Annotated in this window: 21 protein-coding genes; 20 read left to right on the plus strand and 1 reads right to left on the minus strand. The window is 39.2% G+C overall.

The features are described from left to right. Positions 1 to 5 precede the first annotated feature (5 nt). From rodA to HMPREF1040_RS03805, 3 genes are all read left to right on the plus strand, one after another. Complete coding sequence (gene rodA / locus HMPREF1040_RS03795) at positions 6 to 1,112, plus strand: rod shape-determining protein RodA (RefSeq protein ID WP_007392606.1); 1,107 nt, start codon at positions 6 to 8, stop codon at positions 1,110 to 1,112. Positions 1,113 to 1,153: 41 nt separating this feature from the next. Continuing rightward, positions 1,154 to 2,590, plus strand: coding sequence for an Rne/Rng family ribonuclease (locus HMPREF1040_RS03800; RefSeq protein WP_007392614.1), 1,437 nt, complete (start codon positions 1,154 to 1,156; stop codon positions 2,588 to 2,590). Positions 2,591 to 2,717: 127 nt separating this feature from the next. Continuing rightward, positions 2,718 to 3,674 carry a lactate dehydrogenase gene (locus tag HMPREF1040_RS03805; RefSeq protein WP_007392596.1) on the plus strand — a complete coding sequence of 319 codons (957 nt, stop codon included), beginning with the start codon at positions 2,718 to 2,720 and terminating at the stop codon, positions 3,672 to 3,674. 87 nt (positions 3,675 to 3,761) lie between these two features. Here the strand turns inward: HMPREF1040_RS03805 and HMPREF1040_RS03810 are convergent, their stop codons facing one another. Beyond that, on the minus strand, positions 3,762 to 5,309 hold the full coding sequence (locus HMPREF1040_RS03810) for a DEAD/DEAH box helicase (protein ID WP_007392599.1): 1,548 nt from the start codon (positions 5,307 to 5,309) through the stop codon (positions 3,762 to 3,764). Positions 5,310 to 5,487: 178 nt separating this feature from the next. On the opposite strand from HMPREF1040_RS03810, the gene secA reads away from it, so the two are divergent. The 17 genes from secA (at position 5,488) to HMPREF1040_RS03895 (ending at position 24,247) form a co-directional block, all read left to right on the plus strand. Continuing rightward, positions 5,488 to 7,938 carry a preprotein translocase subunit SecA gene (secA, locus tag HMPREF1040_RS03815; protein WP_007392591.1) on the plus strand — a complete coding sequence of 817 codons (2,451 nt, stop codon included), beginning with the start codon at positions 5,488 to 5,490 and terminating at the stop codon, positions 7,936 to 7,938. 94 nt (positions 7,939 to 8,032) lie between these two features. Further along, positions 8,033 to 9,170, plus strand: a protein-coding gene (gene prfB / locus HMPREF1040_RS03820) for a peptide chain release factor 2 (protein ID WP_353848116.1) whose coding sequence is annotated in 2 segments (ribosomal slippage) — positions 8,033 to 8,104 and positions 8,106 to 9,170 — 1,137 coding nt in all. Because the reading frame shifts where the segments join, the coding sequence is not laid out codon by codon here. A gap of 72 nt (positions 9,171 to 9,242) precedes the next feature. Then, entirely contained in the window at positions 9,243 to 11,294 is a 2,052-nt protein-coding gene (locus tag HMPREF1040_RS03825) for a DUF5693 family protein (RefSeq protein ID WP_007392611.1), read from the plus strand. After that, positions 11,281 to 12,420, plus strand: coding sequence for a polysaccharide pyruvyl transferase CsaB (gene csaB / locus HMPREF1040_RS03830; RefSeq protein ID WP_255261330.1), 1,140 nt, complete (start codon positions 11,281 to 11,283; stop codon positions 12,418 to 12,420). The genes HMPREF1040_RS03825 and csaB overlap by 14 nt, the downstream gene beginning before the upstream one ends. Before the next feature lie 20 nt (positions 12,421 to 12,440). Next, the gene (ftsE, locus tag HMPREF1040_RS03835) at positions 12,441 to 13,127 is read left to right on the plus strand and encodes a cell division ATP-binding protein FtsE (protein ID WP_007392598.1); all 687 of its coding nucleotides are present in this window, start codon (positions 12,441 to 12,443) and stop codon (positions 13,125 to 13,127) included. Then, positions 13,117 to 13,995: a permease-like cell division protein FtsX gene (gene ftsX, locus HMPREF1040_RS03840; RefSeq protein ID WP_007392597.1), complete on the plus strand. Its 879-nt coding sequence runs from the start codon at positions 13,117 to 13,119 to the stop codon at positions 13,993 to 13,995. Before ftsE ends, ftsX begins: the two co-directional genes overlap by 11 nt. Positions 13,996 to 13,998: 3 nt before the next feature. Next, a complete protein-coding gene (locus HMPREF1040_RS03845) occupies positions 13,999 to 15,237 on the plus strand; it encodes a murein hydrolase activator EnvC (protein WP_007392607.1) in 1,239 nt (412 codons plus the stop codon). Between the two features lie 13 nt (positions 15,238 to 15,250). Further along, complete coding sequence (locus HMPREF1040_RS03850; protein ID WP_007392609.1) at positions 15,251 to 16,483, plus strand: S41 family peptidase; 1,233 nt, start codon at positions 15,251 to 15,253, stop codon at positions 16,481 to 16,483. Positions 16,484 to 16,625: 142 nt separating this feature from the next. Continuing rightward, positions 16,626 to 17,900 carry a GTPase ObgE gene (gene obgE / locus HMPREF1040_RS03855; RefSeq protein WP_007392603.1) on the plus strand — a complete coding sequence of 425 codons (1,275 nt, stop codon included), beginning with the start codon at positions 16,626 to 16,628 and terminating at the stop codon, positions 17,898 to 17,900. 12 nt (positions 17,901 to 17,912) lie between these two features. After that, positions 17,913 to 18,203 (plus strand): YhbY family RNA-binding protein, encoded by a 291-nt coding sequence (locus tag HMPREF1040_RS03860; protein WP_007392610.1) that lies wholly within the window; start codon positions 17,913 to 17,915, stop codon positions 18,201 to 18,203. Positions 18,204 to 18,218: 15 nt separating this feature from the next. After that, positions 18,219 to 19,349, plus strand: a complete 1,131-nt coding sequence (proB, locus tag HMPREF1040_RS03865) for a glutamate 5-kinase (RefSeq protein WP_007392589.1) — start codon at positions 18,219 to 18,221, stop codon at positions 19,347 to 19,349. A gap of 14 nt (positions 19,350 to 19,363) precedes the next feature. After that, on the plus strand, positions 19,364 to 20,608 hold the full coding sequence (locus tag HMPREF1040_RS03870; protein WP_007392613.1) for a glutamate-5-semialdehyde dehydrogenase: 1,245 nt from the start codon (positions 19,364 to 19,366) through the stop codon (positions 20,606 to 20,608). A gap of 147 nt (positions 20,609 to 20,755) precedes the next feature. After that, on the plus strand, positions 20,756 to 21,367 hold the full coding sequence (gene nadD / locus HMPREF1040_RS03875; RefSeq protein WP_007392590.1) for a nicotinate-nucleotide adenylyltransferase: 612 nt from the start codon (positions 20,756 to 20,758) through the stop codon (positions 21,365 to 21,367). Beyond that, positions 21,367 to 21,969 carry a bis(5'-nucleosyl)-tetraphosphatase (symmetrical) YqeK gene (gene yqeK, locus HMPREF1040_RS03880; RefSeq protein WP_007392587.1) on the plus strand — a complete coding sequence of 201 codons (603 nt, stop codon included), beginning with the start codon at positions 21,367 to 21,369 and terminating at the stop codon, positions 21,967 to 21,969. The genes nadD and yqeK overlap by 1 nt, the downstream gene beginning before the upstream one ends. Beyond that, on the plus strand, positions 21,956 to 22,975 hold the full coding sequence (locus HMPREF1040_RS03885; RefSeq protein WP_007392579.1) for an LCP family protein: 1,020 nt from the start codon (positions 21,956 to 21,958) through the stop codon (positions 22,973 to 22,975). The genes yqeK and HMPREF1040_RS03885 overlap by 14 nt, the downstream gene beginning before the upstream one ends. Positions 22,976 to 23,001: 26 nt before the next feature. Beyond that, on the plus strand, positions 23,002 to 23,379 hold the full coding sequence (gene rsfS / locus HMPREF1040_RS03890) for a ribosome silencing factor (protein WP_007392576.1): 378 nt from the start codon (positions 23,002 to 23,004) through the stop codon (positions 23,377 to 23,379). Position 23,380: 1 nt separating this feature from the next. Continuing rightward, positions 23,381 to 24,247 carry a S1 RNA-binding domain-containing protein gene (locus HMPREF1040_RS03895; RefSeq protein ID WP_007392612.1) on the plus strand — a complete coding sequence of 289 codons (867 nt, stop codon included), beginning with the start codon at positions 23,381 to 23,383 and terminating at the stop codon, positions 24,245 to 24,247. The last annotated feature ends 75 nt before the right edge of the window (positions 24,248 to 24,322 follow it).

Raw genomic sequence — 24,322 nt, forward strand, 5'->3', positions numbered from 1 at the left:
AGGGTATGATTAATCATAAATGGAAAAATATAGATCGCGTATTGTTGCTCATTTGCCTGGGGATTACTTGCGTTGGTCTATGCACTATTGGCAGTGCAACACATATTAATAAAGGGATGGCTTATTTTGATTTTTTTATCAAACAGGCTGTAGCCTTTTTAATTAATCTTTTTATTATTTTGTTTGGTTGCAGATATGATTATACTGCTTTGAAACGATGGATAAAACCATTATATATCCTTAATTTACTTATGTTAGGGGCAGTGCTTTTTTTAGGAAAATCTGCTTTAGGTGCACAACGGTGGATTCAATTAGGACCTATTACGTTGCAGCCATCGGAGTTTTCTAAACTTATCATGATCGTATGTACAGCGAGTATGCTGTCGGAACGTGTGCAGCAATTAAATACAGTTCGTCAGATACTACCTATCGCTGTATTTGTCGGGGTTCCTTTTTTATTAGTCCTCAAGCAACCTGATTTAGGAACGAGTCTTGTTTTTATCGGTATTACGTTGGGTATGCTTTTCATGGCACAAATTAGGCTACGTTTATTAGGTAAAATTGCTCTGTTAGGAGTGGTTTTAGCTCCTGTAGGGTGGCATTTTTTGAAAGATTACCAAAAGTCTCGTATTGCTGTTTTTTTAGATCCCAATGCGGATCCCTTTGGTGCAGGATATCATATTATTCAATCAAAGATAGCTATTGGTTCGGGTATGTTTTTTGGTAAAGGGTTGTTTCAAGGAACGCAAAGCCAATTAAATTTTTTGCCAGAAAATCATACGGATTTTATTTTTTCCGTTATCGGTGAAGAGTTAGGTTTCATTGGTTGTTTTATTGTCTTATTGTTATATTTTATGCTCGTATATAGAGGGTTGCTCATTGCCAAAGAATGTAAAGAACCGTTTGGTATGCTTGTGGCAACGGGAATTATTTCTATGTGGGTCTTTCAAGTATTGGTTAATGTGGGCATGACTTGCGGTATTATGCCTGTAACAGGAATTCCTTTACCATTTATGAGTTATGGCGTAAGTTCATTAACTACTAATATGTTGGCCTTAGGTATTTTATTGAGTATTCATTTTAGACAACAAAAGATGATTTTTAATTTGTAGTAATAGTAGAAAGAAAACCCCGGATGAGTGGAGGAAAAGTAATGAAAACGATAGTGGCCAATATCATGCCAGAAGAAACGCGGTTAGCCATTTTGGAAGAGGGGCGTTTACGGGATTATGCAGTAGAACGAGATGATGAGAGTCGTATTGTCAATCATATTTATAGAGGTACGATCCAAAATATTTTACCTGCTTTGCAAGCTGCTTTTGTGAATATTGGTCGAAAAAAGAATGCCTTCATTTATATGGGGGATTTTTTTCCCCGTGCTGCTACAAAAGAGGAAATACAGCAAACAAAATTATCTGTGGGTCAATCAGTGCTAGTGCAAGTTATTAAAGAAGAACAAGGTACAAAGGGTGCGAAAGTTACGGCGAACGTTAGCTTGGCTGGTCGCTATTCTGTATTGATGCCAACGGTACAATATGTGGGTGTATCTAAAAAAATTAGAGATGAAGAAGAACGAAATCGGTTGCGTGAGATTGTCAATCGAGTTAAACCAGCATCGCTAGGCATGATTGTTCGCACAGTTGCTAATGGTGTATCAGCGGAAGTGCTTGAAGCGGATATTGTATATTTATTGCATACGTGGGATAGCATTTGTCGTAGATATAAATTGACAAAAAAAAATAAGCTCTTGTATCGTGAAACTGATTTAGTGATGCGGATGATTCGTGATCATGACTCTGATGAGGTAGCAGAGATTGTCGTTGATCAAAAAGAGAGCTATGAGCGTATCAAACAGGTTCTTATAGCACCTGATAAGAGACATAAGGTACGGCTTTATCAAGGAGAAAAGCCAATTTTCGATGCTTATGGTGTAGAAGAAGAAGTAAAACATTTATTGTCACGACAGATATTACTCCCCTCAGGAGGAAATTTGATTTTTGATCATACTGAGGCGTTAACCGTCATTGATGTCAATAGCAGTAAATATACTGGTAATGGTACGTTACAAGATACGATTTTTCATGTAAACAAAGAAGCAGCAAAAGAGATAGCACGTCAATTGCGGTTACGAGATATTGGCGGGATTATTCTTGTCGATTTTATTGATATGGTACGTGCAGAGCATCGGGAAGAAATATTGGAGTTGCTCGTAAAGGAAACGGCTTCCGATACGAATAAAACACGTATCATGGGTATGACAGCGTTGAATTTAGTGGAAATTACGCGTAAAAAATCACGTCAAGGGTTACATCAAGTGCAATTTTCAGCATGTCCTATTTGTGGTGGTACGGGATATTTATATTCTGCTGAGTCGGTGGCCTTGCAAATTATTAGGAAATTACGACATTTACTAAAACAACAGAAATTGAGTCAAGATGTACTAGTGGTTGCACATGAAAGTGTAATTGAAATATTACAAGAAACGAAACGTAAGGAAGCATTAGAAAAAGAGTTAGCACGAACATTATATTTTGAAGTTTCGACGCATGCTAATCGTGAAGTCTTTTCTATTCTCGCATATAGTAAATAATAGTTATCGTTTTATAGAAAATGATCAGTAAAAGTGTGTTTACAAATCCAGGCAAATATGATACAGTGTTATAAACTTTTCGCATTATAATGATAATGCAGAAGTTGTACGTGAGGAGGTTATAATAATGGAGATAAAAAGAAGAATCGTTGGGGTTGTTGGTGTAGGTCACGTAGGTGCACATGTGGCATTTAATTTAGGAATGATGGGCATTGCTGATGAAGTACGGTTGTGTGACTGTAAGGAACAAAAAGTAGTTAGTGAAGTTCAAGATTTAAACGATGCTGTATCCTATATGCCTAATCATGTACGGTATATAGGAACGGATTATGCAGGGTTAAAAGACTGCGATGTCATAGTGAATGCCAGTGGAGATATTTCTATATTAGTGAATGGTAATACGCGTGATTTGGAATTAGTGAATAGTGTTAAACAAGTATCTGATTTTGTGCCAAAAATTATGGCAGCCGGCTTTCAAGGGATTTTTGTAAATATTACCAATCCTTGTGATGTGATCACGAATTTGATTGCTGAGAAAAGTGGGTTACCTCGTAATCGCGTTGTAGGAACGGGAACGTTACTTGATTCATCACGGTTGATTCATGCTATTTCAGATTATACTGGTCTGGATGCACGTAGTTTTACGGCGTTTATGTTAGGCGAACATGGGAATGCACAGTTTGTTCCTTGGTCTTGTGTTTATTTTTACGGGAAATCGTTTGTTGATTTTGCCAAAGATACGGGTATTAACTTTAATCAAAAAGAAATTCAAGAAAAGGCGATTATGGGCGGATGGACGACGTTTAATGGTAAACATTGTACGGAATATGGTATTGCATCTGCTGGTGCTACGTTGGTGCGTACGATTTTGCACGATGAAAAACGAATCATTCCCGTATCCGCTCCTTTAAATGGTGAATATGGACAAAAGGATATTTATTGTGGTGTACCTGCTGTGGTAGGGGCAAAGGGAGTAGAAAGTGTTATAGAATATCCGCTGACGAAGGAAGAAATGACTGAATTTACTCGTTGTTGTGATGTTATTCGGGTAAATATTCAAAAAGGCAAAGATGTATTAAAATAAATATAGAGAACATATAAAAAAGGAGTCCGATGATGGGGACTCCCTTTTTTGTTGCTTGTGTATAGACAGATTATAATTAAATAGTTATTAATCTTTAAAATATGGTTTGAAGACAGAACGATTTGGTGTTTTTCCTACTTTTTTCTTGGCGCGTGGGGCTGGGGTTTCGTTGTTGTGCCCGCGGGGAGAAAAATGACGTTTTTTCTGATTTTTTGGTGTGCTCTCACGTTTTTCGTTATGTTTATCCCCATTTGTACGGGGTGGGCGCCGTCGGGATTTAGTTGTTGGGCGTTTAGCACGGCGTATCCGCAATGGGGCTTCTTCTGTAATTTTTACAGGAGTTAAATCGGGTTCTTTGGTTAATTGCTTAATAGCCGCTGAAAGCAAAGCAACCGAATCATAATGGCTAAGCAATTCTTCTGCATTGGCACGATAAGCTGAAGCGGATTGCTCTTCGACCGTAGCAATTAAATTTCGAATGGCGGTTTGTTGTGCACCTTCTAAAGCTTCTGCCAGGGTGGGTGCTTGGTGACGAACAATGTGACGCTTGATTAGGCGTTCAATGGCACGCAAATGTTCTAGTTCACGGGGAATGACAAAGGTAGTTGCTTCACCGGTTTTGCCGGCACGTCCCGTACGGCCAACACGATGTACATAGCTTTCTGGATCTTGGGGTAAATCATAATTAAATACATGCGTAACGCCGCTAATATCTAAGCCACGGGCGGCAACATCGGTAGCAACGAGAATATCAATCGTCTTTTCTCTAAACTGACGGATCACACTATCCCGTTTGGCTTGTGTTAAATCGCCATGAATTCCTTCGGATGAATAGCCTCTTTTTTTTAGGGCTTCGGATAACTCATCAACACGACGTTTCGTGCGAACAAAGATGATAGCTAAATCAGGTTCTTGTAAATCTAATAAGCGACAAAGGACATCGAATTTTTGTCTATCTGGTGTTTCGATATACGATTGTTCTATTAAATCCATCGTTACTTCTTTTGCTTTCATACGGATGATTTGGGGATCTTTTAAAAAGGTTTGCGCTAATTTTTGAATAGGTGCGGGCATCGTTGCTGAAAATAACAAGGTCTGCCGAGTTTCGGGAGTGGCACTCATGATAGTATGAATATCATCAATAAAACCCATGTCTAGCATTTCATCGGCTTCATCTAACACGATCGTAGAAATTTCATCTAAGTGAATCGTTCCTCGTTTCATATGATCAATCAATCGACCTGGTGTAGCTACAATGATTTGTGGATGTTTACGCAGTCTGCGTAATTGTCGTTCCATATCTTGTCCGCCATAAATAGGCAAGGCTTGAATTGATGTATATTGTGCTAAATGGTTTAATTCTTCGGCAACTTGCATTGCCAGTTCACGAGTAGGTGATAACACAATTGTTTGTACGTTACTTGTTTTAGATGATGCTAATATTTTTTCTAATACGGGAATCCCGAAAGCAGCGGTTTTTCCTGTTCCGGTCTGTGCTTGACCAATCATATCTTGACCTTGCAGAGCGACGGGAATAGCTTCTGCTTGGATGGGGGTGGGTTCTTCAAATCCCATCGTATTTAACGCTTGCAAAATAGTAGTGCTAATATTCAAATTTTGAAATTTCTCTAACATAGAGACCTCCTTTTACATAACTCAATTATTATATCATCTCGGTTTTAAAAAAGATAGAGAGAAAGACAAGGATTGCTCTCTCTACAGGTGGTGATACTTGTCTTTTTACGGCGAGTTTGATAAAATGTATAATTGACATAAGTGTAGAGAGAAATTTTCAATTGGAGGTCTCGTTTAAGTGATTAATAAATTAGTACAGCGATTGCTCGGTAATAATACAGAACGTGAATTAAAAAAAATGTGGCCAATCGTTCACCATATAAATGAACTTGAAGCAACGATGTCTACCTTGAGTGATGCTTCATTACAAGCAAAAACAGCGGAATTTAAAGAACGTTTACAAGCAGGAGAAAGGTTGGATGATTTATTGCCAGAAGCATTTGCTGTCGTGCGAGAAGCTTCGCGTCGCGTATTGGGAATGCGTCATTTTGATGTGCAATTATTAGGTGGTATTGTACTTCATCGTGGAGATATTGCTGAAATGCGTACAGGTGAAGGGAAAACATTAGTAGCAACTTTACCAGTATATTTAAACGCCTTGACGGGAAAAGGTGTTCACGTTGTTACTGTTAATGATTATTTAGCGACACGTGATAGTGAAGAAATGGGGCAAATTTATCGCTTTCTGGGCTTATCCGTAGGGCTTATCGTCCATGATTTATCATATGAACAACGTCGACGGGCATATAATTCGGATATTACGTATGGTACAAATAATGAATTTGGTTTTGATTATTTGCGTGATAATATGGTTGTTAGTCAAGAACAAATGGTACAGCGTCCGTTACATTATTGTATTGTCGATGAAGTGGATAGTATTCTCATTGATGAAGCAAGGACACCGTTAATCATTTCAGGTCCGGGTGAAAAATCAACGGAATTATATTCTACTTTAGCCGCGATTGTTGGTCGTTTAGAAAAAGACGATTATACGATGGATGAAAAACAAAAAACCATTGCACCTACAGAAAGTGGTGTGGCAAAAGTTGAAAAAATGTTGGGCATTAAAAATATGTTTGATCGTGAACATTTAGATCTCAACCATTTGGTCATTCAAGCATTGCGTGCTCGTTTTATGATGCATCGTGATAAAGATTATGTTGTCAAAGATGGCGAAATCGTTATTGTTGATGAATTTACGGGGCGGTTAATGTTTGGTCGGCGTTTTAGTGATGGGTTGCATCAATCTATTGAAGCCAAGGAAAACGTACAGGTACAGGGTGAAAGTAAAACCTTGGCTACTATTACATTCCAAAATTATTTCCGTATGTATGATAAGCTTAGTGGGATGACCGGTACAGCTAAAACAGAAGAAGATGAATTTAATAAAATTTATAAATTAGATGTATTTGTTATTCCTACCAATAAACCCGCTATTCGTAAAGATGAACCGGATGTTATTTATAAAACGAAAAATGCTAAATATCGTGCAGTTGTTCGCGATGTAATCGAACGGCATAAGACAGGACAACCGATTTTAGTAGGAACGACATCGATTAGTCAATCGGAAATTGTCAGTCAATTATTGAGTAAAGAAAATATAGCACATAATGTCTTAAATGCGAAATATCATGAAATGGAAGCCGAAATTATTAAAAATGCGGGGCAACGTAATATGGTTACGATTGCTACAAATATGGCTGGTCGTGGTACGGATATCAAGTTGGGTGAAGGGGTTGCTGAATTAGGTGGTCTCATGATTATTGGTACAGAACGCCATGAAAGTCGTCGTATTGATAATCAATTGCGTGGTCGTGCCGGTCGTCAAGGCGATCCTGGTACAACGCGTTTCTATCTCTCATTAGAAGATGATTTGATGCGTATTTTTGGCTCTGATAATATTGCTAAATTTATGGATCGCTTAGGGATGGATGAAGATGAGCCGATTACGCATTCCATGATTACGAAGTCTATTGAAAAAGCACAAAAGAAAGTAGAAAATCATAATTTTGAAATTCGTAAGTATGTTTTAGAGTATGATGACGTAATGAATCAACAACGGGAAGTCTTGTATGGTCAACGGAAACAAGTGCTTATTGCTTCGTCGTTGCGTGATATTATTTTATCCATGGTTGATGATATCATTGCTGCTGGTTTAGATAAATATGCCGATGAAAAGTTATATCCTGAAGAATGGGATTTTGCAGGATTAGTAGCACAGATGGAACAATACTTTGTACCAAAAGGTGCATTGACCGTAGAAAATTTAGAAAATTTAAGTCGAGTAGAAGTGCAAGAAAAACTAAAAGATGTAGCAGTTCGCTTATATGATGCCCGCGAAGAAGAAATTGGTAGTGATACGATGCGACAATTAGAGAAGGCAATCATGCTGCGTGTGGTAGATAGTAAGTGGATGGATCATTTGGATGCGATGGATGCCCTTAAAGAAGGAATAAATTTACGTGCCTATGGACAAAAAAATCCTATTGTTGAATATAAATTTGAAGCCTATGAGATGTTTGAAGAAATGATAGATTCGATTAAACGTACAGTGGTTACATTCTTATATCATATTCAAATTACGTATAGTGTACCAGTACCAGAAGTGGAAGATCATTTGCAAGGATCTCATGAAGTACATGAAGAAATGGATTCTTTAGGTGATAAAAGCGAACAAACTCCATCCTAGTAGTATGGAAATATGCTAGAAATATAAAATGAGATTAGCTATGCCTAATCTCATTTTATATACAGATGATATCAAGTTTGGTTATAGTAGAAAGATGGTGATACTTGTGTTATTAGAAGAATTGCGAAAGCCGATAGAAGACTTAAAACAAAGAATACAAGAAATCGGGGATTCACTTTAACTTACCTCAAAAAGAGGAAAAAATAATGGATTTGGATATCCGAATGAGTGATCCTGATTTTTGGAATGATCCAGAGCGGGCGAGAAACATTTCACAAGAAGCAACCGCTTTAAAAGAAGCCGTTGAAGCACATTATTCGTTGATACGGCGAGCAGAAGAATTATATGATTATGTTAGTTTAGCGATTGAAGAAGGGGAAATATCCCTTTTAAACGAATTGGAAACACAATATAAACAGTTATTAGAAGAAGTAGAGAAACAAGAAATTCGTTTGCTTTTATCAGGAGAATATGATCATTGCAATGCGATCATTACATTTCATGCTGGTGCAGGTGGTACGGAAGCACAAGATTGGGCACAAATGCTTATTCGTATGTATACTCGTTGGGCTGAACGTAGTGGATATACTTTGGTGCTAATGGATTTACAGCCAGGGGATGAAGCTGGTGTTAAGAGTGCTACTTTTGGTGTGGTAGGCGATTTAGCTTATGGTTATTTGAAGTCTGAAAAAGGGGTGCATCGGCTGGTTCGTATTTCACCATTTGATGCGGCCGCAAGAAGGCACACGTCCTTTACAGCCGTCGATGTAATGCCGGAATTGCCGGAGGATGTAGATATTCAAATTAACATGGATGATGTGCGTGTCGATTATTTTCGAGCATCTGGTGCAGGGGGACAGCATGTCAATAAAACAAGTTCGGCTGTGCGGATGACCCATATACCAACGGGTATCGTAGTTCAATGTCAGAATGAACGGTCACAATTACAGAATAAAGAGATGTGTTTGAAGTATTTACGGGCCAAGTTGTTTGAATTAGAACAAGAAAAACAAGCACAGCTAAAAGCGGAAATTGGGGGCGTCCATCAAGCCATTGAATGGGGAAGTCAGATTCGTTCTTATGTATTTCATCCATATAATTTGGTGAAGGATCATCGGACGAATGTTGAAACAGGTAATGTTCAAGCCGTAATGGATGGTGACTTGGACATGTTTATTGAAGGATATTTACAACAAGAAAAAAATAAGAAGATAGCTCAGCCTCTCGCGTAAGATGAGGAAAGGATGATTAGTTCATACAGTGAAGAACTAGTAGGATGAAACATAAATAGGTGGGTCTAGACAATGGAGAAGAATATTAGTAAAAAAGTAATGATTTTTGCGGTGTTGCTAGGTTTATTGTGCAGTCTTATCCTGTGTGTACAGCGGTATCATATCGAGGAACGCAGTAAAACAATTGAACAAGCATTAGATTATGATGCGGTCGTGCGTATGGCACGTAGTGATGGATATGATAATGAAACTATGTTCAAGATGGTGCGGGAAGCTGGTATTACGAGTTTTACCATGTATGATACAACGTTGAATAAACTGGCTCAACGTGGTGATATTTCGATAATAACTAACCTCATGGCCCGGTTATATTATCCACAACTCCATATTCAAGATTATTCGTATGATTATTATGTAATTGGTAAGCCAAAAGCAGAAAAAGATCTTTATTTTGATGAAGTAGTATCTGATTTGGGTATACGACTACATCCGAGAAACGTGGCCAATTTAAGTAATGGTGAATATCGTATTGCGGGTATTCGTGGCATTATGCCTGAAATTGGTGAGGTCAATTTGGGGATTTTAAGTGCCGATGTGAACTACGTGGCAGCTCATGGATTTTTTGCGGTATTACGGCCAACTAATTATGGCGAACCTACATCCGCGGAGGTACAACACTTCTTTGCCCGCATGGATAAGATGCAGCATGTGTCTGGTATGATGTTTGTAGGCAAGGATGTGTTAGGTTATCATCATGACGTAAATAAAATGAGACCTTTATTAGCGTATACGGCACAACAAATGAAACAACGTACGTGCCCTTTTTATATGATTGAAGCGACGGGACAATTACAATACGATCCACAAGCTGGTATGTATGAATTAGCTGCCTTATTAGATCATAGAACGGTACGTGCCTATGCTATGTCGAAAGAAGAACTGGAAAAAATTGCACCTGGTGAAGCTACTATGCGTTATTACATTAGTGACTTAGAACGAAATGTGCGGTTTAATTTATATCCCTTATATAAAAAGCCCTTGCAAGGACAGAATCTCACAGAAACGAATTTGTCTTATATAAGCAATGTATCAAAAAAATTACAACAACGGGGGTATCACTTAGGTCGGGCATCGGTTATGCCTGCGTATTATCCAACGCGATTATTATTGGCAATTGCCGCATTGGGGGCATGCAGTGGATTTTTATGGCTGCTGAATCTATTATTGCCATTGAGCGAACGGGTAAATCGTCGTTTATTACCGTTGGCGGCCGCAATTGGCGTGGCAGGAAGTTTGGCTGTTCATGGTGCATGGTTTTTACAATTGCTTGCCTTGGTTTGTGCCGTTTCTGCTCCTGTTATTGCGATATTATTAGTGGTAAAACAGTTAAAACAATACAGTTGTCAGGAAGTACATACATATAAAAAAATTATTTGTATTGGAATTATTTCTTTGACGGTGGCAGTTTTATTTTCCTTAGTAGGTGGAATTTATATTGCTGGTATGTTAGGTAATATTCGTTTCTTTATGGAATTTGATTTTTATCGTGGTGTAAAAGTAACTTTTATATTGCCATTATTACTGGTTATTTGGGGATATTTACGGGTATTTCCTTTGCATGGATATCGGTTATCGACATGGCAAGAAACGAAAAAATTATGCCAATATGTATTAAATGTACCTATTCGTATGCAAACGTTAGGTATTATTGGCGTACTTGTTATTGGTGCATATATTTTCTTAGGACGCAGCGGGCATACGGCAGGTGTGCCTGTTCCTGGATTTGAAGTAGCCATGCGAAGATTTTTGGAAAGCGTCATGTATGCACGACCACGAGAAAAAGAATTCCTTATTGGCTATCCAGCATTTTTCCTTATGGTAACTGCTATATATCGGCAATGGCCATCGTTATTTCAATTCTTTATGGTAGTTGGTGCAACTATCGGCTTAGGATCCATGGTAGAAACGTTTGCTCATATACGCACGCCCTTTTTAATGTCTCTCTTGCGAGGTGTTGACGGCTGGTTTGTGGGTGTTTTTATAGGTGTAGCAGTAGTAATTGTGCTTGCCTTGCTACATCAGGGAAAAATATGGATAGGAAAGCGGGTGGATGATGGGACATAATATTGTTATTTCTGGATACTATGGGTTTGCTAATGCTGGTGATGAGGCAATGTTGACGGCGATTATTGAATCGTTGCGACAATTAGAAGGAGATATGAATATTACCGTCCTTACAGGAAATCCAGCGAGGACTACAAAGCAACATGATGTACGAGCAATAGGACGTACGCAATTTTGGAAAATTTTTCAAGTGTTACGACAAAGTGATTTGCTTCTTAGCGGTGGAGGTAGTCTATTACAAGACGTAACCAGTGCACGTAGTATATATTATTATCTGGGTATTATACTCTTTGCACGACTGCTAAGAAAGCCGGTTGTCCTGTATGCACAAGGAATTGGCCCAGTGCGGCGACGAATGGCTAGATACGTTATGCGGTTTGTTTTGCGACAGGTGGCAGCTATTGGCGTACGTGATAGGCAATCGAAGGTGGATTTATTACAGATGGGCGTGGATAAGCCACCCATTCATGTGACGGCTGATGCGGTTTTATCTATTTCTCCAGGGAACACTTCTTTTGGTGAAGGTGTACTTCAAGCAGCTGGCTGTATCAGCGGAAAACGACGAGTTGGTATTGCCTTACGAGAGTGGAAAGAAGTTGAGGTATATAAAAAAGAAATAGCGAAAGCCGCGGATAGGTTACAACGTGAAGAGGGGGTAGAAATTATTTTTATTCCCATGCAATATCCTACGGACGTACCTATTGCCTATGATATTGTAAAAGAGATGCAAACGGAAGCTTATGTTTTAGACGCTTCGTATGCAACAGAAGAATTTATTTCACTGATGGCATGTATGGATGTCGTCATTGCTAATCGGCTACACGCTTTGATTTTTGCCACATTAATGAAAATACCGGTGGTAGCTATTTCTTATGACCCTAAAATAGACGGTTTTATACATTCGATTGGTGAGACCGTTTGTGGTACGGTAGAAGATGTATCGCACCAGGTGATCATCACACAGGTTCAGCAGCGTCTACAACAAAAGATGCTGTTGCCGCATGTGGAAAAACAGGTGGTTCATCTTCGGCGACAGTCTTTTCGCAATCTATATTTAGTGGCTTACGTGTTATGGGGTAAGGGAAGATTACGTACACCGTGGCAGCAGATAAAACGATTTTTGTAGTATAATAAAGAGAGGTATATATGATTGATTTTAAAGATGTATCAAAAATATATGATAATGGATCGGTTGCACTAAGTCATGTGTCGTTACATATTGGCAAAGGCGAGTTTGTGTTTGTCGTAGGCGCTAGTGGTGCAGGAAAATCAACGTTGATTAAATTACTGTCGCATGAGGAAATCCCAACTCAAGGTAGTGTATCTGTCGATGGTATCGAGGTGCAGAAGTTGCATAAAAAGAAGGTACCTTATTTACGTCGGAAAATGGGGATTGTCTTTCAAGATTTCCGATTATTGCCCAATAAGACTGTCGAAGAAAATGTAGCATTCGCAATGGAAGTAATTGGTGCTTCGCGGCGTACTATTAAAGAACGGGTACGGACGGTCCTTGATTTAGTCGGTTTGCTTGGCAAGGCGGATGTATTGCCCCAAAATTTAAGTGGTGGGGAACAACAACGAGTGGCTATTGCTCGGGCTATTGTTAATAGACCGTTGCTATTGATTGCGGATGAACCGACAGGAAATCTTGATCCGGATACCTCAAAAGATATCATGGATATTTTTAAACGAATTAATCATATGGGTACAACTGTATTGATGGTTACACATGATCAACAAATGGTTGATCTATTAAATAAACGTGTAGTAGAAATTGTCGATGGCAATGTTATTCGCGATGAATTACGAGGGGGATATAGTAATGAAGATTAGATATTTTATGTCTGAGGCAATCACCTCTTTTTATCGAAATAGTTTTATGTCGATTGCATCTATTATTACAGTGGCCTTATCCTTTTTTATTTTGGGATTATTTGTGATCTTAGTGAGCAATTTAGATAATTTTGCTGGACATTTAGAAAATCAAGTGCAAATTAGCGTTTATCTTAAGGAAGGGTTGACAACGGAGCAAGTTATGGGCGTAGGTAAGCGATTAAAATCATTACCGGATATTCGTGAATTGAAATTTACGAATAAAGATCAAGCTATGGTTGAGCTAAAAGAACGAATGAAGGATCAACCGGGGATTTTAGAAGCACTTGAAGGTAAGAATCCATTGCCAACATCTTATGAAATTACGTTTACTAATGCTGAAGCCGTGAAAAAAACAGCCGCTTTGGTGGCGACCTATCCCGAAGTAGAAAGTTCGCATTATGGTCAAGATGTTATTGAACAATTGTTGAATATTACCAAAGTGATCCGATGGGGTGGAATTGCAATTATCATTATATTAACAGTAGCAACATTGTTTATTATTTCTAATACGATACGTCTGACTGTTTTTGCTCGTCGCAAAGAAATTGGTATTATGAAATATGTAGGTGCTACAAACTGGTTTATTCGTTGGCCTTTTCTATTAGAAGGCTTATTACTTGGCCTGATTGGTGGCGTGATTGCCGATGTTGCTTTATTTCAATTTTATCGATTTGTGACGTCTGAAATTCAGCGTTCTTTAGCCTTTTTGCCTTTGGTTAGCATGAATCCATTCATGTATTATATTGGGGGCGGATTGTTGGTTCTTAGTATGTTTATTGGTGCTATTGGTAGTACTATTTCGTTGAAACGATATATGAAGGTGTAAGGTATGAGTAAAGGGAATGCACAGAAAAAATACATAGTTATAGCTGTTACGATAGCGTTGTTAAGTCCTTCCTTGCATTCGTTTGCCATAGATGAAGATCTGCATCAAAAAATGTCTTCCGTAAAGCAACAAATGCAAATTCAGGCACAAAAGAGTCAACAAGCGCAAAAGGTGATTGGCAATGTATTTGAAAAAATAAAAACAATACAAGATCAATTGGCAGCAGCTGAAAATGATGAAAAAAATATTACGGCGAAGTTGGCTGTGACAGAACAAAAAATTAGTGTATTACAGACTCAATTAATACAGGAGCAAGGCAAATTAGATGCTCGGCAAGTGGTCTTTCAGCGGCGGATTCGTCAAATTTACATGCATGGGCAGTTGAATTATCTTGATGTAGTATTAGGGGCAAAAGATTTTAATGATTTTGCTAATCGCGTTGAGTTATTACGGCGGATTATTAGTGCAGATATGGAGTTAATTTCATCTATTCGGACACAGCGGGATGCGATACAGCAAATGAAAGCACAGTTGGAAGGACAACGAACGGAAGAATTGCGGTTAAAAGCAGCGGCAGTGAAAAAAAGAGAAGAAATTAGTCAGCACAAGAAAGAGCTGCAAGCTGTTTTGTATCAGGCACAGCATGATAAAGCGGTAGCTGATAAGGCTTATCAGGAATTGGAAGCATCATCGGCACAAATTGGGGCGATGTTGCGTAAGCGTGCGGCCGATAGAGCTGCTGAAGCAGCTGTTGCTGCGGCACGTAAGCGGATGGCCGAAGAAGCCGCAAAACGAGGGGGACATGCGATCAAAAAAGGGGGAAAAAGTATTTTTGTGCCAGCGGCACCACCCATTAGTACGGGCCGCTTAGGATGGCCTGTATCTGGTCCGGTTACATCTCCGTTTGGGTATCGCGTACATCCTATTTTTGGACGAAAAATTTTCCATAGTGGTATTGATATTGGTGTAGGAACAGGGACACCTGTTCATGCCGCTGATTCAGGAGTAGTCGTTTCAGCTGGTTGGATCAGTGGGTATGGATATGCTGTTATTATCGATCATGGTGGTGGTATTTCTACGCTCTATGCTCATAATAGTTTAGTTCGTGTCCGAGTAGGACAGGCCGTAGGCAAGGGGCAAGTTATTGCGACATCTGGTGCGACCGGTAATGTTACGGGACCGCATGTGCATTTTGAAGTACGTAAGAATGGTGCACCTGTTAATCCTTTAGGTTATTTATAGTACGTATATAGGAGTGAAACAACATAAAAATATGATACGAATTATCAAACAATATCAACGACAATTAAAATTGTTTCTCGGGGGAATTTTGGTTGCTATTGTCGGTTTTGTTGGCGGTACATTAATGTTGTCTTATTGGTTATTTGGTAGTGCACCGGGGATGTTTTTGGTATATAAAACGGTTCTATTGGTACGGCAACAATTTGCTGGCAACGTTGATGGTCCCGTTGTCTTAGAGAATACGTTGCGGGGTATTGTACAATCTACGGGCGATCCTTATTCACGTTATTTTTCTGCACGCGAATTTGATGCATTTAAGAAACAATTATCTGCATCTTATGGTGGTATCGGTGTTTTGTTAGGAGAAGGGGCTAATGGGAGGGTTCAAGTTACTTACTTAGTGGATACCGTGACACCTTCGCCAGCAAAACAGGCAGGTTTGCAGCGGGGTGATGAAATAATTGCGATTAATAAACAAGCGACAACGGATTGGACCATAGAAAAAATATCTGAAGCGATACGTGGCTTGCCTGGAACTCCCGTGCGGTTAACCATATTGCGTCAAGGACAGAAAAAGGAGGTATCGCTCACGCGACAAGCTTTACAAATTAAGCAGGTGAAGGGAACGCTTATTGCGGGCTCTAATGTTGGGTATATTCGAATATTTGCTTTTGGGGAAGATTCGGGAAAAGAGTTTACGCAAGTCTATCGAACATTGCGTAAGCAAGGCATGAAAATGTTAATTTTAGATTTACGGAATAATCCAGGAGGGTTAATTCAAGAGGCTGTAGCTGTTTCTTCTAATTTCGTGCCGAAAAATAGTACGATTTTATCCTTTTCGTTAGCGAACGGTAAAGAACAAACTTTTCGGGCTGCCGGAACGAAAGATCTTATTCCTATGGCCGTATTAATGAATAAATCTTCTGCTAGTGCCTCTGAGATTGTTGCTGGTGATATTCAAGATTTACATTTAGGTAAAGTGGTTGGAACACCTTCTTTTGGTAAGGGTTCTGTTCAAACGGTGTATCCCTTAGCAGATAAAGGGGTAATTAAATTAACGATTGCTCGGTATAAAACGAATAAAGGTCGAGAAATTCATTTACAAGGTATTACGCCTGATGTGGTAGTACAGGAAGATCCTTTATGGCGACAGGATTTACCACTTCAAGCTGCGTATCGGTTGCTTTCAGGAAAAGCCCAAAAAGCGGTGTTACCCGATGCTTACACTATTCCCGTAGAAGAATAGAAATAATACTTTACAGGTCTGCTATTTTGCTTTACAATAAAAAATAATTATATAGTAGGACAGATAGACAGGAGACATAGTATATGGATGCTGTGTCTTTTTTCTATGTAGATACGTTTATATTTTGCATAAGAGGTGTTATATGTTTATAGATAAAGCTAGAATTTTTGTTCAATCGGGTAAAGGCGGAGATGGCATGAGTAGTTTTCGTCATGAGAAGTTTGTACCCAAGGGAGGTCCTAATGGCGGCGATGGTGGTCAAGGGGGCGATGTGATACTTGTTGCTGATAGAAATATAAATACGTTGTTAGATTTTCGGTATCGACGTTTATTTAAAGCGAAACCGGGTGGGCGTGGATTGTCCAGCAATAAATACGGACGAGATGCTATGCCACTTATCATTCCCGTACCAGTCGGAACGATTGTAAAGGAAGAAAGTAATGGCGATTTGCTAGCTGATTTGCGTGTTGATGGGCAACGTGTCGTAGTTGCTAAAGGCGGTCGCGGAGGTCGGGGAAATTGGCATTTTCGTACGAGTGCAAACCGGACGCCAACGTTTGCTGAAAAAGGTGAACCGGGTGAAGAATTATGGTTACAAATGGAATTAAAATTACTTGCCGATGTAGGGTTGCTAGGTTATCCTAGTGTGGGAAAATCAAGCATTTTATGTAAGGTTTCAGCGGCACAGCCTGAAGTTGCAGCATATCATTTTACGACATTACATCCTATTTTAGGGGTAGTTGATTTAAACGATCACCGGACCTTAGTAATGGCGGATATTCCGGGATTAATTGAAGGTGCTAGTGAAGGCGTTGGTTTGGGACATACTTTTTTACGTCATATTGAACGTACAAAAATCTTATTACACGTGCTAGATGTATCGGGCATGGAAGGTCGGGACCCGATTGAAGATTATGAAAAAATAAACGAAGAATTGGTAAAATATAGTGAAAAATTAGCACATAAAAAACAGATTATTGTGGCAAATAAAGTAGATCTATTAGGGGACAATCGAGAAGCATTGACACGGTTAGAAGCCTACATGGGAGAAAGGGGAAATGAAGTATATCCTATTTGTGCGGTTACGGGTGAAGGCTTAGATGTGTTGCTCGAACGCGTATGGACAGAAGTAGAAGCTTATCAGGCAGAAGCAGAAGAGAAAGAGGAAGAAGTCATATATAGAGCAAAGGATACGAAAGATTTTGTTATCACCCGTGCTAGTGATGGTGCTTTTGTTATTACGGGATCTCGTATTGAAAATCTCGTAGCGATGACGAATTTTGATGATGACCAGTCGGTACGGCGGTTTCAGCGTATTTGGCGCTATATGGAACTTGATAAATTATTACAAGAAAAAGGTATTTGCGATGGGAATACTGTTAGAATTTATGAAATGGAATTTGAATATCACGCATAAGGAGATGATTGGGTGAAGGGGAAAATAAAACAGAAATTAAAAGCATTGGGAGTACAGCTGTCGGCAGTTGTCCAAATTGGTAAAGAAGGCATGAGTGATACCTTGATTGATAGTACGCGGGAGGCCTTACAAGCAAGGGAATTGATTAAAGTGCATGTATTGCCTAATGCAGTATTAGATACAAAAGAAACGATAGAAGCCTTAGCGGATATGTTAGGGGCGGAAGTGATTCAAGTAATTGGTCGTTATGGTATTTTATTTAAAAAGAAAAAGGAAAAATCTCATTTTGAAGATATCCTATAATAAGGTCGTGATAGTATGTCAGAACAACGACAAGCTTTAGTAGCTAAAAAGCGAATTGTCGTCAAAGTTGGTTCTAGCACTTTAACATATGCTACGGGAAAATTGAATTATCATCGTATTGATAGATTGGCACGAGATATAGCTAATTTATCCAATCAAGGTAAGGAAATGATTTTAGTTTCTTCTGGAGCCGTAAGTGCGGGTATGGGACCGTTAGGACTAACTCATAAACCTCAGTCTATTCGTGAAAAACAGGCGGTAGCAGCCGTAGGGCAGGGGGTTTTAATGCATACATATGAAAAAATATTCCGTGAATATGGACAAACGGTGGGGCAAGTTTTATTAACACGCATGGATGCCCATGATCGGAGTAAGTTTATTAATTCTCGGAATACGTTGCTGACCATGCTAGATATGGGAATTATTCCGATTATCAATGAAAATGATGTTGTTGCTATTGATGAATTTAAAATTGGTGATAATGATTCTTTATCGGCTATGGTAAGTACTATTATTGATGCGGATTTATTGATTTTACTTTCTGACGTGGATGGTTTATACACCAAAAATCCGCAAGAACATGATGATGCAAGGCTTATATCGGTGGTGGAAACGATTGATCGGCATTGCTATGATATAGCGGGTGGAGCTGGTACGGCACGAGGTACGGGCGGCATGTTTACTAAAATTCAAGCGGCGGCTCTGGTTACAGCGGCTCATATTGATATGGTTATTGCTTCAGGAAGCGAAGAGGATGTATTGCGACGTATTTGTGTTGGCGAGGAAGTGGGAACATGGTTTCCCGGAAAAGAAACGTCGTTGCATACCAAAAAAAGATGGCTCTTATCATCAGGCAAATCGCGGGGAACGATTATCGTTGATGAAGGCTGTAAAAATGCTATTATTCAGCATGGATCGAGTTTGTTAGCGGTGGGAATTATGGAAGTAAAAGGTACCTTTGAAGCAGGTGATATTGTATCTATTATGTATGATGGACTGGTTATTGCGAAGGGGATTGTTCATTATAATGCCAGTGATATACAAGCGATTAAAGGGTATAAGAGTGAAGATATATCTCATATATTAGGGCATGAAGGTGTTTATGAAGAAGTAGTACATAGAGATAATTTAGTGATTATGCAATAAGATGGAGGAAGTATATGTCATCAGAAGTAGTTATCAAAGCAAAAGAGGCACGTATAGCGGCACGGAAATTAGCGAACGTTTCTACGGATGTTAAGAATAAGGCCTTAGAAACGATTGCTCACGCATTAGAAGTATCGTATGAACGTATTTTAGTAGAAAATAAGAAAGATATTGATAGGGCTCGTCAACGTGGCATGAGCCCAGCAATGATTGATCGGTTAACACTTACGAAAGAACGGGTGTTGAGTATGGCCGAAGGGGTACGTCAAGTTGCGTCCTTAGAAGATCCGGTTGGTCATATTCTTTCGGAACAACGGCGTCCCAATGGGTTGTTGATTAGAAAAATTACCGTACCGTTGGGGGTTATTGCTATTATTTTTGAATCACGCCCTAATGTTACGGTAGATGCGGCTGTTCTTTGTTTAAAATCTGGAAATGCTTGTGTATTACGTGGTGGAAGCGAGGCTATTCATTCTAATGTCGTGTTAGTACAGGTTATTCAAGAGGCATTACAAAAGGCGGGGTTACCTACGGCGGCGGTAGAATTAATTGAAAATACAGATAGGGCGTTAGTAAAAGAATTGTTGACATTGCGTCCTTATATTGATTTAGCTATTCCACGCGGTGGTGCTGGTTTAATTCAAATGGTTGTGAATACAGCAACGGTTCCTTGTATTGAAACAGGGAGTGGCGTATGCCATGTGTATGTAGATAAATATGCCGATTTGGATATGGCTGTAAATATTGTCGAAAATGCTAAGGTTTCACGTCCTTCTACATGTAATGCAATGGAAACATTGTTGGTACATGAAGCTGTATTAGCACCTTTTTTAGAAAAATTAAAGCCACGGATGGTACAACAGCACGTGGAATTACGAGGAGATGCACAAATACAGGCATTGGGAATTGAAAAGGCGGCAACAGAAGAAGATTGGCAAACAGAATATAATGCGTTAATTTTATCTATTAAGGCGGTGCCATCTTTAGAAGCGGCTTTAGCACATATCCGTCAATATAGTACACATCATTCGGAAGCAATTGTTACGGAAGATAAGGAACGTGCAGCTATGTTTTTAGCAGATGTTGATTCAGCAGCCGTATATGTCAATGCGTCTACTCGTTTTACCGATGGATTTGAATTTGGTTTTGGTGCAGAAATTGGCATTAGCACGCAGAAATTGCATGTGCGTGGTCCTATGGGATTAACCGCTCTTGTGTCTTACAAATATCAAATTCAAGGACAAGGACAAATTCGGTAATGAGACGATGGGTAAAAGGTTATTATCGTACGCTACGGCAGTACATGATGGCACCAAAGACTCAATATGAGTGGAAATATTATGGCCTATTATTCATATTATATATAGTGACCATGTGTATCTGTTGGGGAGGCATTTATTGGTATTATGAATAAGGTAAAAATAGGGATTATGGGAGGGTCCTTTAATCCAATTCATATGGGGCATTTAATGATCGCTGAAGAAGCAAGACAGGCGTTGGGATTAGAGAAAATTTATTTTGTTCCCTCTTATCAGACACCCCAAAAGGAAGTGCAGGGAGCAACGCCTTTACAACGTCTTGAAATGACGCAATTAGCAACTGCCGATAATCCTTATTTTAAGGTCAGCGATTGGGAAATACAGCAAGCTAGTATTTCATATACGATTAATACGATTACGCATTTTGCTACACACTGGGGAAAAGGGGTAACAATCTATTTTATTTCTGGTACGGATACGATTCACGATTTGATTTATTGGAAAGAACCAGAAGCGATATTAGATGCGTGTTATGTGGTAGGTGCCGTACGACCAGATGGCACCGAAAACATAGATCAGGTCGCAACCTATTTTGGAACACGTAGTAAGAAAATCATCAAACTTCCTGTACCTGCTATGGAGATATCGTCAACGGATATACGTAATAGGCTTTCCGAGGGAAAATCAGTTCGCTATTTTTTACCAACGGTTGTACAAGAGTATATAGAAGTAAATGGGGTATATAAATGGAGAGGATAATGCAAAAAGAACAAATTTTACACTACGTAAAGACGCACTTGACAACAGCACGTTATCAGCATGTGGTTGGTGTTGCCGCGGCGGCAAAGCAATTAGCTATACAGTATGGTGGAGATCCGGAACAAGCGGAAATTGCAGGCCTATTGCATGATGTGGCAAAACAGCTTCCCTTAGAGCAAATGCAATCCTTGGCACAACGATCCTTTGGCGACACGTTAGATACAGAAATTATGGTTAATGGCAATTTGTTGCATGGCTATGCGGCGGTTACTATGGCACGAGAGCTATTTGGTGTAACCGATGCTACATTGTTAGCATCCTTGGCACACCATACCACGGGAGCTCCCGTGATGAATACGCTTGAAAAAATTGTGTTTTTGGCAGATTATATTGAAGTACATAGAACCTTTCCAGGTGTAGAAACATTACGAGCCTTAGCTAAACAAGATTTAGATAGGGCGGTATTGGCCGGTTATGATTCAACGTTATATCATTTATTGGAAGAAAAGCAACCTATTTATGTGGGTACCATTGTCAATCGTAATGCTTTATTGGCTATGATTATGAAGAATAAAGAAGGAAAAGGATATGAAACGAGATAGAAAAAAAAGACGGCGTTCTGTTCATCCACGAGTTATTGGCCAGCGGCGACGTTTATGGAAAAGAATAGCTCTAGGAGTGGTTATCTTGCTGGTGATCTTAGGGATAATTATCATTCGTTTGGGGGCGTCATTTTCAGCCTTTTCTACGAATGAACGAGGGGCTAACAGTACGAAAGCATTTTCTCAAATCAGTCCAGATGTGCCACTTTATGTATTGATTGTAGGGGTAGATAAAGAACAACCGAAACAAACGAATTTTATCGCAGTCGCTGCGGTGAATGAAGAAAAACAACAACTTGATTTTATTATGCTTCCTGATAATACGAAAGTAGAAAGTAGACAAGAAAAAAAGAGTGAATATTTACGTGATATATATTCACAGGGGGGGATATCTTTATTAAAAGCAGTTGTTGAGGATATTTTTCATATTCCAGTTCCGTTTTATGCGATTTGTACGCCCGATGCCTTTTTCAAGCTTATGGATATGAATGGGGGCTTACGGATGTACGTAGAACGCGGCATGTATCATGGTGACCGTAAGGGAAAAACAGAATTTAATATTTATCAGGGGTATCAAAGGCTTAATGGTGAAAATGCCCTTGGCTATGTGCGATATATTAATGATGAGGGGGAATTGGCAAGAACATTGCGGCAAGAACGGTTCGTAAAGCAGTTATATCATAATCGTCAACAGCATTGGGGAATTACGAATATGGTATTTATGTATCGTTTTTGGCATTATGTGCAATCAAATATTAAAACGAAAGATATCGCTCATCTTGCCTATAGTTTTGCCGATATGCCCGTAAATAAAATAAATTTTTACATCTTACCGGGCGAAATGGGAAATGCTTTGGACGCATCGAATCGATCATATTGGGTGTTTGATCCAGTGGAAGTACAAAAATTAATAGGAACAACGAATCATGCGATTGCTCCAGCGTCAGCAAGTGATAAGAAAACAGAGCAGAAAAATGATCCGTCTAGTGAAACGAAAAAAAATTGATGTATCATATCTTAAAGGAGAAGAATATGCCGATTATAAAGAAAGAAACTAAGGAAAAGGTAGAACTTACCAGTTATGAATTAGCTGCTCAAGCGGCAGTTGATAAAAAAGCGTGGGACGTGACGATATTAAATATGGAAGGCACGTCTTTATTAGCTGATTATTTTGTTTTATGTACCGTACGAAATGAGCGGATGGCACGTAGTGTTGCAGATGAAATTGAAGAAAGACTAAAAACACAAGGCTATACCATTGCCCATACGGAAGGTTACCGGCAGGGTGATTGGATTTTATTAGATGCGGGAGAAGTAATTATTCATATTTTTGTGGAAGCACAACGAACGTATTATGATTTAGAATCACTTTGGAGTGACGCACAACGGATTTCGTTTGAGGGTGAATAAGATGGCAGCAATATGGCAAGAAAATAGTTTGGCAACATTAAAAGTCTTACGTGAAAGCGATGTAGGCGTGTTTTTAGATGGCGGTACAGGTAATACAAACGATGATATTTTACTTCACAAAAATCAACAAACTAGGCCTTTAGCGGTAGGTGATATGATCGATGTTTTTTTGTATCATGATCCGTTAGGCAGATTGACGGCGAGTATGCATTTACCTAAAATCAAGGTTGGGCAGATTGGATATGCACCAGTCATTAATACGACCCGTTTTGGTGCTTTTGTAGAAGTCGGAACGGAACGGGGAATTTTTATGCCTTTTGCCGAAATGAAAGGGCGCCCGAAAGAAGGCGAGTATATTTGGGTCAAATTATATGAAGATAAATCAGGTAGATTAGCTGTTTCGATGGAAGTCGAAGATGAGATGCGCAGAGCTTCTAAACCGGCAACAGAAGCGGTTATTGGCAATTGGGTAGAAGGCGCTGTATATAATATGACCGATCAAGGTGCATATATCATGACGCGTGAAAGATGGATTGCGTTCTTACATCGTAGTGAATTTTCGGGGCCTATTTTGATTGGGCAATTAATTAAAGGGCGGATTACGTACCTGCGAGAAGATGGTCGAATTAATATATCGTTGCGGTATGTTAAAGAAAAAGCGTTAACTGGTGATAGTGAAACGATTTTGCAGTTTTTGCAACGGCGTAATGGTAAAATGCCATATGGCGATAAAACGGCACCGCCAGTCATTAAGGCCAAATTCGGCTTGAGTAAAGCTGCTTTTAAACGTGCGTTGGGGCATCTTATGAAAGAAGGTAAAATTAGACAAGAAGAAGGCTGGACCTATTTAGTAGAAGAACATGTTTAGGTTGTTTTTGCCTGAAGAAAAAGGGAAAAGCACGCGACGCTTTTCTAATAAATAAAAAAAGAAAGCACTAATAGT

Source organism: Megasphaera sp. UPII 135-E, from assembly GCF_000221545.1.
GTDB lineage: Bacteria > Bacillota > Negativicutes > Veillonellales > Megasphaeraceae > Megasphaera > Megasphaera hutchinsoni.